The following is a 13,887-nucleotide window of genomic DNA, read 5'->3' as shown; positions in this document are numbered from 1 at the left end:
ACGGCCACCGACCCCCGTGCGCGTACGGCGACTCAGTCGAAAAGCTCGCCCAGGAAGCCCTTGTGGCGCTTGTTGCGGTAGTGGCCGTGGTAGCCGTAGTGCCCGCCGTGCTGGCCGTAGGCCGGCTGCGGCGGGTAGTGCGCCGGCGGCGGGGGCGGCGGCACGTGGCCCGGCTGCGCGTAAGGCTGCCCGTGACCGCCCGGCGGGGGCGGGGGCGGCGGCGCGTAGGCACCCGGCTGAGCCGGCGCGGCCGGTGCGCCCTGTTGACGGTTCCAGTTGGCCTCGGCCTCGAAGAGCTTCTCGAGCTCGCCGCGGTCGAGGAAGATCCCACGGCATTCGGTGCACTGGTCGATGGTTACGCCACTGCGCTCGTAGGTACGCATCTCGCCGCGACACTTCGGACAGGTCATCTGCATCATTAGACGGTACCGGGTGGACGCACGTCGGCCGAGTCCAGCGCGGCGGCCACCTCGGCATCGGTCACCTGGTGGAAGTCGTCGTAGAACTCGCTGACCGCGCCGAATGCCGCCGGTCGCAACGGACAGACGAGCTCGTCGACCAGTGACCGCAACGCGTTCAGCGCGCGGGGAGAGCCGACCGGGACGGCGAGCACGACCCGCGTCGCGTCGAGGGCGCGCGCCACTCCGACCGCGGCCCGCGCCGACGCACCCGTCGCCAAACCGTCGTCGACGAGCACCGCGACCTGGCCGCGTAGGGAAAGCGGCGGGCGCCCGCCGCGATAGGCCACCTCGCGCCGGACGAGCTCCGCGGACTCGCGGGCCAGCACCGCGTCCGCGTCGCGCTGCTCGAGCCGGGCGGCCACGTCCTCGTTGCGCACCACGACGCCGCCGGGCCCGACGGCGCCGAACGCGACCTCCGGCGCCCACGGCACGCCCAGCTTGCGGATGACCAGGGCGTCGAGGGTGAGACCGAGCCGGTTGGCCACCTCGACGGCGACCGGGATGCCGCCGCGGACCAGGCCCAGCACCACTGTGTCGGGCCGCCGCGCATGATCGGCCAGCGCCTCAGCGAGCGCCGCGCCGGCCGCTGCCCGGTTCGGGAACGAACCCTCCACCCATTCAGGTGTACGCCGTCGCGCGCCCGTCCGTCGCCTCTTCCACCTGATCGCGCGAGTCGCCCGCGCCGGCCGATGCCAGTGCGGGCGCCCAGGCCAGCAGCGCGACCGGGTACAGCAGGTAGCCGAACCGCGTGGCGGGCATCAGCAGGATCGCCGCCAGCAGCCCGTACCCGCTGATCATCGCCGCGGCGGCCGCGGTGCGTGGCGGGCGCCGGACGATCCAGACCGCGATGGCCAGGCCCGCGAGCCCGAGCAGGCCGGCGGCGATCAACCGTCCGCCGGGCAGGCCGGCGGCGATCAGGTGGCCGGGGAACGGCGATGCGGCCGGGCTGCTGACCACGCCGTGTCCGAGCGGGAAGCCGATCACGTTGTCGAACAGCGCGCCCGGGTCGCGCAGCAGCGGCGGGACGACGGCGAGCACGGGCAGCCCGAGCGCGCCGAGCGCGAACGGTCCGAGCCGGCGCCGGGTCAGCGCGTGGATCAACAGCACGACGACGATCGGCAGGGCGAACAGCTTGAGCGCGCCGGCCAGCCCGGCCGCGACGCCGGCCCATCCCCAGCGCTCCCGGGCGCACAAGGCCAGCGCCAGCAGGCACAGCGCGAGCACCGGGAGGTCGTCGCCGCCGGTCGCCATCGTCAGCGCGCAGACCGGCAGCACCGTGGTCAGCTGCACCGCGCGCAGCAGGTGCGGCCCGCGGGTCAACGAGACCGCGACCGCGAGCGCGGCGGTGGTGGCCAGCAGGAACCAGATCCGCGCGTCCGTCCACCACGCGTCGCCGGCCACCGCGCGGGGCAGACCGAACAACGACATGCCCGGCTGGTACGGGAGATAGCCGAGCAGCCGCTCGTCGGCTGGCAACCGGGCGATGGTGTCGTCGGAGAGATAGGGCGTCGCGTGGTGCAGCAGCCGGCTGCCACCGTCTTCGACGACGAGCACCTCTTCCTGCGCCCGGTCGGTGCGCCCGCCGGCCCGCTCGACGCTCTGGACCAGGGTCGGCAGCCAGGCGGTGGCGAGCCAGGCGAGCCCGGTGATTGCCGCGCGCAGCCGTGGGCCCCGGTTGCCGGCCAGCCACTGGACCAGGACGGCGACCGTCGCGGCGGCGTACCCGTAGGCCGCGACCGAACCCCACCCGCGGTGCGGCAGCAGGGTCGAGGTGGCCGCGGTGACCACGGCGAAGCCGGCGGACAGCGCGTAGAGCGCGAGGTCGAAGGCCAGGCCGCCGGCCGCCCGGTCGAGCCGGGCCCAGGTGATCACCCGCCCAAGTGTGGCAAACGCTCGCTGCGCTGCCGCGGCACCGCTCGCCGGTGCGGGCTGAGGCGGATCACGGCGCCCTCGTCGTGCAAAGCGGGCGCCAGCGCGCCCGGTCGCCCGCCGGAACCGCGGTGCAGCAGCGCGAGCAGTCGCGCGGCGGGCATCGGGCGGGCGAACAGGTGGCCTTGACCAGCGGTGCAGCCCAGCTCCCACAGCGCGCGGCGCTGCGGTTCGCTGTCGACGCCCTCGGCCACGACGGCGAGGTTGAGGCTGCGGCCGAGGTCGACCGTCGACCGGATGACCGCCCCGGCCTCCGGCGAGGTCTCCATCGCGCTCACGAACTCACTGTCGATCTTCAACTCGTGTACGGGGATCCGGGACAGCACCGACAGCGACGAGTAACCGGTGCCGAAGTCGTCGAGCGCCAGCCGCACACCCTCGTCGCGGAGCCGGCCGAGGACCCGGTCGACGACCTCGAGCTGGCTGATCGTCAGCGTCTCGGTGAGTTCCAGGATGAGCCGGTCGGGCGGCAGGTCGTGGGTGCGCAGCCGGGTCATCACGGAGCCCGGGAAGCGCGGGTCGAGCAGGCTGCGCGGTGCGACGTTGACGGCGACCGGCAGGTCGAAGCCGGCCTCGCGCCAGGAGACACAGGTCAGCAGGGCCTGGTCGAGCACGGCTTCGGCGAACGCCGGCAGCAGGCCGCTGCGCTCGACGGTCTCCAGGAACCGCAACGGATCGACGGTGCCGTGGTCGGGATGGTGCCAGCGTGCCAGCGTCTCGGCCGCGAGCACCTCACCGCTGGCCAGGTCGACGATCGGCTGGAAGTCGACGGTGAGCGTGCCGTCGGCGACCGCGCTGCTCAGCCCACCGGCGATCGCGAACCGCCCGAGGTCCGCGGTGTCGCGGGCGTGGGAGTAGGTCGCGATCCGCTGGCCGGAGCGCTTGGCCTGGTACATCGCGACGTCGGCCCGCCGCAGCAGCTCCGCGATGCCCCCCGTGCCCGTCGGCGTCGCGATGCCGCCGCTGGCCTCGACAGTGATCCACATGCCCTCGACCTCGATCGGCTCCTGCAGTGCGGCGATCAGCCGCTCGGCCCGATGCGTGGCGACGGCCGGCGCGGGCAGGGCGGTCAGTAGCACGGCGAACTCGTCGCCACCGAGCCGAGAGACCAGGTCGCCCTCCCGGGCGACAGCCAGGAGCCGATCTGCCACCTCCTTGAGCACCTCATCACCGGCGGCATGGCCGAGCGTGTCGTTGACCTCTTTGAAATGGTTGAGGTCGAGCAGCAGTAGCGCGACGACACCGTCGGAGTGACCCTCGCTGATCAGCTTCTTGCCCTGGTCGAGCAGTTGTCGGCGGTTGGCGAGGCCGGTCAGTGCGTCGTGTGCCGCGTCGTGGGCGTGCACGATCGCGACCCGTTCGAGTTCGGTGTACGCCGTCGCATTGTGTATCGCCGTGTTCAACGCGGACGCGAATGTGCGGAGTTTGTAGTTCTCCATCTCGTTCAGCGTGACCGGACCACGGAAACGGAGTCGGAACTCGCCGATCGGGTGTTTTGCCGCGCGGCCCTCGAGGACGGTGGTTATCACGAACGCGTCGGTCGGCCACTCGGCCTCGGTGTCGATCTTCCCGCCGGCGCCGCGGACGAGTCGGGGCGGATCGCTGAACAGCTCGACTTCGGCGCCGTCGGCCGAAAAGAGGTCGGGCGCCCATTCGACCGCGACCTCCATGACCCGGCCCAGGTCGACATCGTTGAGCGCCTCGGCTGAGCTGGCCAGACGTTGCCACGAGATGCGCTCGTCGCGCTTGCGGATTCGCCCGGAATACCACAGGTGCAGGCTCAGGATCAGCAGCGGTGCGACGAGCAGGAGTTGGGCATCACGGTTGATGGACAGCAACCAGACGATGAACAGCGCGACCACCAGGCGGGCGGCGCCGAACCCGATGCGGATGTCGACATAACGGCTGAATTGTTGACGTAGCGGCGTATGAGTGGCGAGCGCGATGACCGGGTGGGCGAGTAATTCGTCGACCAGCGTCAGCGCCAAAAAGGCGAGGGCCAGCACGGTGACGTTGAATTGCGGGGCGCCACCGCGGAAATCGGCTCCGGCGGCGTAGAGAACGGCGGCTCCGGCCGATGCCCAGACGATGTCTTTGGCAACGGCGAACGTCATCTTGAGCGGGCTTATTCGGCCGATCAGCCGGCTGATTATGCCGCCTACGGCGGTGCACAGCACGACCCAGGGCGGCGGAGCGAACGTCAGGCCAATGAGGACGACGATGTCCGTCCAGGATTGGCCCCAGTTGTTGGAGCGGATGCGCACGTTCAGCACGACGCGGGACGAGGCGATCGAGGCGACGACCAGCCCAGCGATCGCGAGCATCGACGGTGTCTCCGCGTGGCCCGTGACGATGCCAAAGACGGAAGCGACGATCGGGCCAACCGCCAGAAACACCACGAGACCGACTAGCAGCCGTAGCTGCCGATCGGTCGCGTTGTGGTGAGCTTTTGATTTGCCGGTCAATCGGTCTCCATCGCAGCGACACGTAAGAGTGACGCCAGCATACCGGAACGTGACCTCTTTGCTACTGCTCGTCAGGTCCATTCGTTGGTGCGCATGTCCACTCCCGCCTCGTGACCCCCGGGCCGGCTTGTTCCGGCGATGGGGACAAGCGTAGGTTGAGATCGGCGGGATTTGAACCGAGAAATGTCAATATGAGCAGGATTCGCTAACTGCGCGACGGTTTGTCACGATCTGTCCCGGCCCGAATGCGCTGCGCATTCGACGTGGAGCGGTTTGTACTATTCAGTCCGAAGGGCGTCGCGAATCGGACTCCGCCGTGCTGTCAGCGAATGAGTGCGGTGCGTGGGCAATGGGCCAGCCACGGATATTCTCCGGCCAGATGCGGTAAGGAGCCAGCCCTGGTCGCGTGACTTAGGCCAACGCTCCGCATCTGCATACTTCGACAAATCTCCATAACCTCGGAGAATTTGCCGCTCTCGCCGTGTCAAAGTGCCACTCTGCGTAGCCGATCAGTCGACAGGCCATGCACCATGCGGCGACCACGAATAGCCACGTGCCCCATTCCGTCAACGCATTAGCAAATCGCTCTCGAAGCGGACAAAATTTGTGCGATAGTACGAGAACGATATAACTGCGCGGGAAAGCGTCCGCCACACACGGTGTCCGACCTGGCACCGATAGGCTCAGGGCGTGGGTGAGAGCAACCTGACGCATGTCGACGAGAGCGGAGCGGCCCGCATGGTCGACGTCTCCGCGAAGGACGTCTCCGCCCGGCGGGCGACCGCCGCGGGCGAGCTCCGCACCACCGCGGAGGTGATCGACCTGCTGCGCCGCGACGGACTGCCGAAGGGCGACGCGCTGGCGGTCGCGCGGATCGCCGGGATCATGGGCGCCAAGAAGACGCCCGATCTGGTGCCGCTGTGCCATCCGATCGCGTTGACCGGCGTCACCGTCGACTTCGCGCTCGGCGAGACCACGGTGGGGATCACCGCGGTGACGCGTACCGCCGATCGCACCGGTGTGGAGATGGAAGCCCTCACCGCTGTTGCCACCGCCGGCCTGGCGCTGGTGGACATGGTCAAGGCGGTCGACCCGGCCGCGTCCATCACCGACATCCGGGTGTTGCGCAAAGAAGGCGGCAAGACCGGCCTCTGGGCCAGGGAGGACGAGCAGTGATCCGCGCCCGCGTCATCGTGGCCTCCAACCGGGCGGCCGCCGGCGTCTATGCCGACACCAGTGGCCCGATCCTGGTCGAGGGTCTTCGGCAGATCGGCTGCGAGGTCGGCGACCCGATCGTCGTGCCGGACGGCGAGCCCGTCGCGCAGGCGTTGCGGATGTCCATCGCGGAGGGCATCGAGGTCGTCGTGACCAGCGGCGGCACGGGCATCACCCCGACCGACCAGACGCCCGAGATGACCAAGCTGCTGCTCGACTACGAGGTGCCGGGCATCGCGGAGGCGATCCGGGCGCACAGCCGCGAGCAGATCCCGGCCGCGGCCCTGTCCCGCGGCGTGGCCGGCGTGGCCGGCCGGACCCTGGTGATCAACCTGCCCGGCTCGAAGGGTGGCGCCCGCGACGGCCTGGCCGTCCTCGGCCCGATCCTGGTGCACGCGGTCGACCAACTCCGCGGCGGAGATCATCAAGCGTCCGACATCTAGGACATGCCCTGCCGATCATCGCGGACCACGCCGAGCGCGGCCGCCGCCTGGCGGCGTCCCGGACCACTGAGACACCGGTATCCCGGCAATCCCGGGCCACCTGGCGGTGACGCCGGCTTGATCGACAGGACCCGCCCCGCCGGACCCGGCGGCGATAGGCTCGCGGGGTGACCGCCGAAACTGTCGCGACCACCGCGCCGACCGCGTGGGACCGGGCCCGCACGCTGATGCACGAGGCCGGTCGCGCCGGCGCGCTCGCTCCCGTCGAGGTGCCGGTCGACGATGCCGACGGGCTGACCCTGGCGCAGGACCTGGTCACGCTGACCAGCCTGCCGGCCTTCCCCACGTCGAGTGTGGACGGCTTCGCGGTGCGCGGGCCGGCGCCGTGGCGGGTGGTCGGCAAGGTGTTGGCCGGCAACTCCCCCGCCCCACTCGCCGACGACGGCACCGCCGTCGAGATCGCCACCGGCGGGATGCTGCCGCCCGGCGCCGACGCGGTGCTCCGCGTCGAGGAGTCGACCCGCACGCCGGACGGGCGGATCACCGGCCGGTTGCGCGAGACGGTCGAGTGGCGGCGGCCCGGCGAAGAGGCCGAGCTCGGTGAGCTGCTGATTCCCGCTGGCACCCCGGTCGACCCGGGCGTGCTCGGGCTCGCCGCGTCGTGCGGCTACGACACCCTCGCGGTGCGCCCGCGCCCGCGCGCCGCGGTCCGGATCTTCGGCGACGAGCTGCTCGTCCAGGGCCCGCCCGGCGACGGCCGGGTCCGCGACGCGCTCGGGCCGAACGTCCCGGCGCTGCTCCGCCGCTACGGGTGCCAGGTCGCGCCCGGCGCCGTGGTCGGCCCGGTCGAAGACACTCTCGACGCGCACGTCGCCGCCATCCGCTCCGCGCTCGCCGAAGCCGACCTGGTCTGCACCACCGGCGGCACCATGCACGGCCCGGTCGACCACCTGCACCCGGCGCTGGCCGCCCTGGGTGCCGAATACCTGGTCAACACCGTCGCCGTCCGCCCGGGCTTCCCGATGCTGGTCGCGCGGGTGACCGGCGACGACGGTCGGGCCCGGTTCATCGCCGGCCTGCCCGGCAACCCCCAGTCGGCGCTGGTCGCGCTGGCCTCGCTGGTGGAGCCGCTGCTCGCCGGCCTGCGCGGGCGCGCGCTGCCGGCGCTCGGCACGGTGCGGCTGGCCGAACCGGTGCCGGGCCGCGGCGACTACACCCACCTCGCGCTCGTCCACGTCGACGCGGCTTCGGGCACGGCCAGGCCGGTGCGCCACGTCGGCTCGGCGATGCTGCGCGGGCTCGCCTCCGCACACGGCTTCGCCGCGATTGCCCCAGGCACGTCCGGCGAAGCCGGCGCGCGGGTACCGTTCGTACCGTTGCCGCTACTACCGGGAGAACGACCGTGATCGTCAGCGTGACGTCGGACCCGCTCGACCTGGCCGCACACGAGGCGGCGGTAGCCGACCCGCGAGCCGGCGCCATCGTGTCGTTCCAGGGCGTGGTCCGCGACCACGACGGCGGGCGCTCGGTGGTCTCCCTCGACTACGAGGGCCACCCGTCGGCGCTCGAGGTGCTACGCGAGGTCGCGGCCGAGATCGCCAAAGAGCCCGAGGTGTACGCGGTGGCAGTCTCCCACCGCGTCGGCCCCTTGAAGATCGGCGACGTCGCCATCGTGGCAGCGGTCAGCACGGCCCATCGCGGCGCGGCCTTCGCGGCCTGCGGCCGCCTGGTCGACGAGGCGAAGGCCCGCCTACCGATCTGGAAGCGCCAGGTCTTCGCGGACGGCACCGAAGAATGGGTCAACTGCCCCTAGCGTCGGCATGCCGTCACCCAACGGCTCAACCTGGCGGCGATGACGGCGACCCCCGGGCTGGTGTGCGAACTCCGCGCCGGGGGCCGGGACCGGCGTGGGGGGTTTCGACCCGGCACCGCAGAATGGGTCAACTGCCCCTAGTCGGCATGCCGTCACCCAACGGATCAACCTGGCGCGATGACGGCGACCCCCGGGCTGGTGTGCGAACTCCGCGCCGGGAGCCGGGACCGGCGTGGGGGTTTCAATTCGGCACCGCAGCTTGGAGGTCGTGAGCGGCGGACCGGCTCCGCTGGCCGGTCCGGCTTAGGGTCGAGGACCCGTCTCCCAGCAGTGGACCCGGACCGCCCGCCTTGTCTTGACCGAAGGTGCGTCACGATCAGTTCCACGTGGAACACAACACCCGTCGTGACGACTCCGGTGAGACCGCGTGACAACCTCCGGCGCTTCGATCTGGCCACCCGATACCGGTTGCGCCGGACCGCGGGGTGTCGTGGGCGCGATGACCGCAGCAGACCGGGACCTCGCCGCAGCCAGGTCGGTCATCGTGTGCGGCTCATCGAGATCCCCGACGGCCGAGAGCATGATCGGGTGTGCCTGGTCGGGTCGCCGCCCGGCGTGTCGACCAGACCAGACACACCCGATCACCCACGACACCGCTGATCTCCCAGACCTCGCGCACCCGATCATGGTCAGCCGAGCTGTCCGCCAGACCGGTCCGGCTGCCGCAAAGTGCCCCGGAGCCGCGCTGCCGCGTGCCGCGAGACGGGCGATCAGAACGCTTCGTCGCGGCTGCTGATCCGGTGTTCGTCGAGCGGAGCTCACCGCGGGCGCGCCGATTTTTTTGATCTAAGCGGAACCGGCGGCGGACCTGGCAAGCGAAGCGGTCCCCGGCGGGAGCGACGGTCGCGCCCCCGGCGGACCCGGGACATCTTCTTGCTCGTTCTGTCTTTGCCAGAAATGAAGTGGCCCCGTCTGGCGCGAGAGGTGCGCTGCAGACGGGGCCGGATCTTGCTGAGGACTTAGCGCTGGTGGATCGCCCGCCGGTCGATGCGAATGGTCTCCGGGTAGAAGGCGGGTTCCGCGCCCGGGCGCCACGGCAGGGTGGCGACCAGGATGATCAGGGCGAGCGCCAGGGAGTTCTCCATGAGGGCGCCCCAGAGGCCGTCCTCGTAGTGCGAGTACTCCGGGAGTTGGTGCTCGTAGGGCCAGATCGGCGAGTACAGGAAGAGCAGGTAGACCCCGACCGCGGCGCTCGCGTGGCGGAGGCCCGTCAGTGCCGGGAACCAGATCGGCGTGCGTAGCGGTGCCAGGCCGCCCATGTTGGCGCTCGGGGTCAGGCCGCGGCGGGTCAGGCGACGGCCGCTCTCCAGGCCGCGGCTCGCGTCGCGCCTGCGCATCGCGGCGTCGGCCAGGACCACGATGGCCGGGATCACGAAGACCAGGTGGTGGGTCCACGAGATCGGGCTGATCACGTTGGCGGTCAGTCCGACCAAGACGAACGCGGTGAGCTCGTCGCCGTCGGCGTGGGCGCGGGCGGCGCGGGACAGGCCCAGCGCCAGCATCAGCACCGCGAACGAGAGCCAGAGCAGCGTCGGCGCCTCGACCGTGTCGTAGAGGCGCGCCAGGACCCCGGCCAGCGACTGGTTCGGCGTCATGTCCGCCGCGCCGACGCGTTCGGTCTCGAAGACCACGCCCAGCCAGTACGCGGCCGAGTCCTTGCCGGCGACCATGAACGTGCCGGCGGTGACGGCGATGGCCGTGGCCACCGCCGTGGTCGCGGCCCGCCACTGGCGGGTGACCAGGAAGTACATGACGAACAGCGCGGGCGTCAGCTTGATAGAGGCGGCCAGGCCGATGCCGACACCGGCCCACGCACCACCGCGGACGAACCGGACCAGCGCGCCGCCGGTCGGCAGGAAGCCGGCGCTGGCGCGGGCACGCCAGCGCAGGGCCACCATGTCCGCCATGATCAGCAGGAACAGCAGGAGGTTGATCTGGCCATAGCCGAGGGTCTCGCGGACCGGCTCGATCGCCGCGGCCGCGGCCACCGTGAGGCCGGTCGCGAACCAGCGTGACCAGCCGTAACGCCGGGAGATCGGGCCCAGCAGCGCCCACATCACCACCGCGAGGGCCAGCAGGCTGGCGACCACGTTGATCCAGGCGGCGGCCGCGAACGGCACGTGCGCCATCGGTGACATGAGCAGACCGGCGAAGGGTGGGTACGTGAAACCCAGCCCCGTGTCCGGCGCCGCATACGCGTAGAGATCGTGTCCGCTCGCCCACCACACAGCCGCACCGTGGTAGATCTTCATGTCGAAGAAGTTGTACGGCCTACCGAACGCACCGATGGCGTACCAGGCCGTAACGAACGCTCCCGCGAGGACGACGAGGCGCACGACGTTTCGACTGTAGATCCCACGGACAGTGCTGTTGGGTTGGACGAGGCGGTCCATCCGTCTTCCGACGGTCGCCGGCATGGCGTGGCCACCCCCGTACCCTTTGTAACGTGCCGTCCAGGTCCGTCCACGAGCCTAGAGGGGCCCGTCATTCGTCACCCGTCGCGTTATCTGACCGTGTCCGATCCCACACTAGTTCGCGACATTTCGTCCGCGTTAACGCGGGGCGACTGGTTCATGTGCTTCGGGTAGTTACTGTCTGATTCAGCTCGGTAGCTTACGGCCCGCAGCCGCGGCGCGGACGGCGATCTTCGCTTCGCGTTTCGCGGTCTTGGCGGCCCGGCGCAGCGACTGTCCGCTGTGCCCGATCGAGTGCAGACCATGCTCCACGTTGTGCCGGCCGTGCTCGATGGCGTGTCGGCCGTGTCCCGCATAGTGGCTCGCCCGCCACGCCAGGCCCGGTTTGCCCTGTGTGTCGGCCGCGGCGAGCAGCAGCCCGCCGAACAGGCCCAGGTTCTTCATGAAATGCGACTGCTGGTGCTGCCGCTCCTGCGGATCCTTGATCGTCCAGAAGGGATGCGCGCTCAGCGTCGTCGGCACCAGCGTGCCGGCGAGCACCAGCGCGGCGGGTCGGGTGAACCGGCCCGTCGCCAGCATGAGTCCGGCCGCCACCTGCGCCGCGCCGTTGATCCGCACCAGCGTCGCAGGATCGGTCGGCAGGCGCGGGTTGGCCTTCTCGAACAGCGGCCCGACCTTCTCGCTGACCTTCTTGGCCGTGGGCACCCACGGCGTCGGGCGGACGGCCGAGCGGGCGCCGCTGACCACGAAGATCGTGCTGAGGAACAGACGCGCGACCGTGCGTACGGGACTCATGGCTTAGTTCTTACCCCGTCGGGGCCAGCCGTATCCCCCAAACGGTGCGACTCAGGGTTGCGTGCGCAGATACCGTCCGAAGTGGGGGACGGTGAAGGCGACCGTCCCGCGCTCGCCCGAGTAGATCAGGCCCTTCTTGATGAGCGCGTCCCTGGCCGGCGACAGGCTGGCCGGCTTGCGGCCCAGGGCCTGGGCGACCTCGGAGGTGGCCACCGCGACGTCCATGTCCTCGGCGGACAGGCTCGCCATCGCGCGCATGTACTCGCGCTCGGCCGGCGTCGCGCGCTCGAAGCGGGAGCCGAAGAAGCCGACCGCGAGCTCCGCCTCGGCTTCGGGAGCGGCCACCCGGACATCATCAGGAGTGATCGGCGTACGCGGGGCGTGGTCCCAGGTCGCCTTCCCGTACGCCTGGACGAAATAGGGGTATCCGCCGGACTTCTCGTAGAGCAGGTCGAGGGCCTTCGCCTTGTATTCGACCTCTTCGCGCTCCGCCGGCGCGGCCAGGGCCTGGTCGGCCGCGATCCGGTCGAGCCGGTCGATCCGCTGGTAGCGGAACAGCCGCTCCGAGTAGGACTTGGCCGCGGACAGCACGGCCGGCAGGTGGGGCAGGCCGGCGCCGACCACGATCAGTGGGGCGCCGAGCTGCGACAACTCGTGGCAGGCCGCGCACAGCGCCGAGATGTCGTCGGGCGGGATGTCCTGCATCTCGTCGATGAACAGCGCGACCCCGGTGCCCACGTCGGTGGCCACAGCGGCGGCGTCGGTGAACAGCTCGACCAGGTCGATCTCGATGTCGCCCGAGTCGGCCCGCCCGGCCTTGACGGGCACGTCGATGCCGGGTTGCCAGCGGTCGCGCAGCTTGGCGTTGGCCTGGTTGGACCGCAGCGCGAAGGCCTTGAGCACGCCGAGGAAGTCGTCGATCCGGTCGGGCGCGCGGTGCCGGGGAGCCAGCTCACGGACGGCCATGTGCAGCGCGGCGGCCACCGGCCGGCGCAGCGACTGGTCAGGGCGGGCCTCGATCTTGCCGGTGCCCCAGAGCCGGCCAATCGCCTGCGAGCGCAGCGAGTTGAGCAGCACGGTCTTGCCGACGCCGCGCAGGCCGGTGAGCACCAGACTGCGTTCCGGACGGCCGCGGGCGACCCGCTCGAGCACCACGTCGAAGACGTCGAGCTCGCGGTCGCGCCCGGCGAGCTCCGGTGGCCGCTGGCCGGCACCGGGTGCGTAGGGGTTGCGCACCGGATCCATGTCGATGACCGTATCGGTCGATCTAGGAAAGACCCTAGAAATGCGTAGATGCGGGTACGGCGTGTCTTTCTTGATCTAGGGCCGTCTAGCTTTCGGGCTAGACGGCCCTAGTTTCGCTTAGCTTTGGCTAGGCGCCGCGGAGCTTGAGGCAGAGCACGTAGTCGTTGAGGTCGAGCGGGCTGTCGAAGAAGTACCAGTCGGTGTAGCCCTCGACGTCCTTGCACTTCTTCTCGGCATCGTCCTGGCCGGTGGTGGCGGCGTCGAAACGAGCCAGCACCTGGTACGTCTTCGCCGCGCACTTGGCGATCTCGAGCTTCGGGTCCTCGACCGAGCCGACGTTCTTGACGCACTGGCCCTTCTTGACAAAGCGGGCATCGGCCGACGACTCGGCGTTGGGCTGCGCGGACGGCTTCCCGGTCTCGCTCGGTTCCGGCGACGGGGTGCCCGTCTGCTCGGTGGCGACGTTCTGCTTGTCGGCCGGGTCCGGGCGACCGACGAAGTAGACGGCCGCCGCCCCGCCGCCGCACACCAGCACCGTCAGCGCGATGACCAGCGCGAGGACCGGGCTGAAGCGCTTCTTGCGCGGCGGCTCCTCGGGAGTGGTCCAGGCGGGCTCGGTGCCGTACTGGGGGAAGTTCTGGTCGTACTGGGTCGGCTGGTGGCCGTAACCGGGCTGGCCCCCGTAACCCGGCTGGTCTCCGTAGCCAGGCTGGCCGCCGTAGGTCGGCTGGCCGCCGTAGTTCGGGTCTTGCTGGCCGTAGCCGGGTTGGCCTCCGTACGTCGGCTGGGCGCCGTAGCCGGGGTTGCCGTAGTCCCCGCCTCCGCCTCCGCCGCCCCCGTAGCTCGGTGAACCGGGTCCGCCGGGCGGGCTCGACTGCGGCTGGCCGCCCCACGGGTCCTGTCCGCCCCAAGGGTCCGATGGCTGGCCGTACGGGTCGTTCGACGAACGACCTTGCCAAGGCTCCTGCGGCTGGCCGGGGTACGGTCCACCGTTGGGCGGTCCGTAGTTCGACATGGACGTTCCTCCTGGCCGAGGGGAGTTCTCAT

General features: G+C 70.8%; 12 protein-coding genes. 4 read left to right on the top strand and 8 right to left on the bottom strand.

Annotated features, from left to right (window positions below; genetic code table 11):
• Positions 1–32: 32 nt before the first annotated feature.
• The 4 genes from CHC05_RS18225 to CHC05_RS18210 are packed head-to-tail and all read right to left on the bottom strand — an operon-like array spanning position 33 to position 4,714.
• Positions 33–419 carry a TFIIB-type zinc ribbon-containing protein gene (locus CHC05_RS18225; RefSeq protein WP_089250276.1) on the bottom strand — a complete coding sequence of 129 codons (387 nt, stop codon included), beginning with the start codon at positions 417–419 and terminating at the stop codon, positions 33–35.
• Positions 419–1,075, bottom strand: a complete 657-nt coding sequence (locus CHC05_RS18220; RefSeq protein ID WP_089250274.1) for a phosphoribosyltransferase — start codon at positions 1,073–1,075, stop codon at positions 419–421. Before CHC05_RS18220 ends, CHC05_RS18225 begins: the two co-directional genes overlap by 1 nt.
• Before the next feature lie 4 nt (positions 1,076–1,079).
• Positions 1,080–2,333, bottom strand: a complete 1,254-nt coding sequence (locus CHC05_RS18215; RefSeq protein ID WP_089250272.1) for a glycosyltransferase 87 family protein — start codon at positions 2,331–2,333, stop codon at positions 1,080–1,082.
• The gene (locus CHC05_RS18210) at positions 2,330–4,714 is read right to left on the bottom strand and encodes a putative bifunctional diguanylate cyclase/phosphodiesterase (RefSeq protein WP_245870981.1); all 2,385 of its coding nucleotides are present in this window, start codon (positions 4,712–4,714) and stop codon (positions 2,330–2,332) included. The genes CHC05_RS18215 and CHC05_RS18210 overlap by 4 nt, the downstream gene beginning before the upstream one ends.
• Positions 4,715–5,545: 831 nt before the next feature.
• Between CHC05_RS18210 and moaC the strand changes: the two genes are divergently transcribed.
• The 4 genes from moaC to CHC05_RS18190 all read left to right on the top strand — a co-directional run bounded on the left by moaC (position 5,546) and on the right by CHC05_RS18190 (position 8,326).
• Positions 5,546–6,031 (top strand): cyclic pyranopterin monophosphate synthase MoaC, encoded by a 486-nt coding sequence (moaC, locus tag CHC05_RS18205; protein WP_179266245.1) that lies wholly within the window; start codon positions 5,546–5,548, stop codon positions 6,029–6,031.
• Positions 6,028–6,513 carry a MogA/MoaB family molybdenum cofactor biosynthesis protein gene (locus CHC05_RS18200; protein WP_089250268.1) on the top strand — a complete coding sequence of 162 codons (486 nt, stop codon included), beginning with the start codon at positions 6,028–6,030 and terminating at the stop codon, positions 6,511–6,513. The genes moaC and CHC05_RS18200 overlap by 4 nt, the downstream gene beginning before the upstream one ends.
• Positions 6,514–6,740: 227 nt before the next feature.
• Entirely contained in the window at positions 6,741–7,919 is a 1,179-nt protein-coding gene (locus CHC05_RS18195; RefSeq protein WP_089250423.1) for a molybdopterin molybdotransferase MoeA, read from the top strand.
• Positions 7,916–8,326 (top strand): molybdenum cofactor biosynthesis protein MoaE, encoded by a 411-nt coding sequence (locus CHC05_RS18190; protein ID WP_089250266.1) that lies wholly within the window; start codon positions 7,916–7,918, stop codon positions 8,324–8,326. The genes CHC05_RS18195 and CHC05_RS18190 overlap by 4 nt, the downstream gene beginning before the upstream one ends.
• 1,019 nt (positions 8,327–9,345) lie before the next feature.
• Here CHC05_RS18190 and CHC05_RS18185 read toward each other — a convergent pair.
• From CHC05_RS18185 to CHC05_RS18170, 4 genes are all read right to left on the bottom strand, one after another.
• The gene (locus CHC05_RS18185; RefSeq protein WP_089250264.1) at positions 9,346–10,803 is read right to left on the bottom strand and encodes a glycosyltransferase 87 family protein; all 1,458 of its coding nucleotides are present in this window, start codon (positions 10,801–10,803) and stop codon (positions 9,346–9,348) included.
• A gap of 183 nt (positions 10,804–10,986) precedes the next feature.
• Entirely contained in the window at positions 10,987–11,595 is a 609-nt protein-coding gene (locus CHC05_RS18180) for a DoxX family protein (protein WP_089250262.1), read from the bottom strand.
• A 51-nt stretch (positions 11,596–11,646) separates the two neighbouring features.
• Positions 11,647–12,840 carry an ATP-binding protein gene (locus CHC05_RS18175; protein WP_089250260.1) on the bottom strand — a complete coding sequence of 398 codons (1,194 nt, stop codon included), beginning with the start codon at positions 12,838–12,840 and terminating at the stop codon, positions 11,647–11,649.
• A gap of 127 nt (positions 12,841–12,967) precedes the next feature.
• On the bottom strand, positions 12,968–13,855 hold the full coding sequence (locus CHC05_RS18170) for an LppU/SCO3897 family protein (RefSeq protein WP_089250259.1): 888 nt from the start codon (positions 13,853–13,855) through the stop codon (positions 12,968–12,970).
• Positions 13,856–13,887: the final 32 nt, after the last annotated feature.

The organism is Asanoa hainanensis (genome assembly GCF_900188485.1).
GTDB lineage: Bacteria > Actinomycetota > Actinomycetes > Mycobacteriales > Micromonosporaceae > Asanoa > Asanoa hainanensis.
The sequence above is the reverse complement of the archived record's forward strand: the minus strand, read 5'-3'. Positions and strand labels throughout refer to the sequence as shown.

Excerpts from the sequence above, each read along its gene's own strand:
- CHC05_RS18225 (WP_089250276.1), bottom strand. The coding sequence starts at position 419 with ATGATGCAGATGACCTGTCCGAAGTGTCGCGGCGAGATGCGTACCTAC.
- CHC05_RS18210 (WP_245870981.1), bottom strand. The coding sequence starts at position 4,714 with ATGCTCGCGATCGCTGGGCTGGTCGTCGCCTCGATCGCCTCGTCCCGC.
- CHC05_RS18195 (WP_089250423.1), top strand. The coding sequence starts at position 6,741 with ATGCACGAGGCCGGTCGCGCCGGCGCGCTCGCTCCCGTCGAGGTGCCG.
- CHC05_RS18185 (WP_089250264.1), bottom strand. The coding sequence starts at position 10,803 with ATGCCGGCGACCGTCGGAAGACGGATGGACCGCCTCGTCCAACCCAAC.
- CHC05_RS18180 (WP_089250262.1), bottom strand. The coding sequence starts at position 11,595 with ATGAGTCCCGTACGCACGGTCGCGCGTCTGTTCCTCAGCACGATCTTC.
- CHC05_RS18175 (WP_089250260.1), bottom strand. The coding sequence starts at position 12,840 with ATGGATCCGGTGCGCAACCCCTACGCACCCGGTGCCGGCCAGCGGCCA.
- CHC05_RS18170 (WP_089250259.1), bottom strand. The coding sequence starts at position 13,855 with ATGTCGAACTACGGACCGCCCAACGGTGGACCGTACCCCGGCCAGCCG.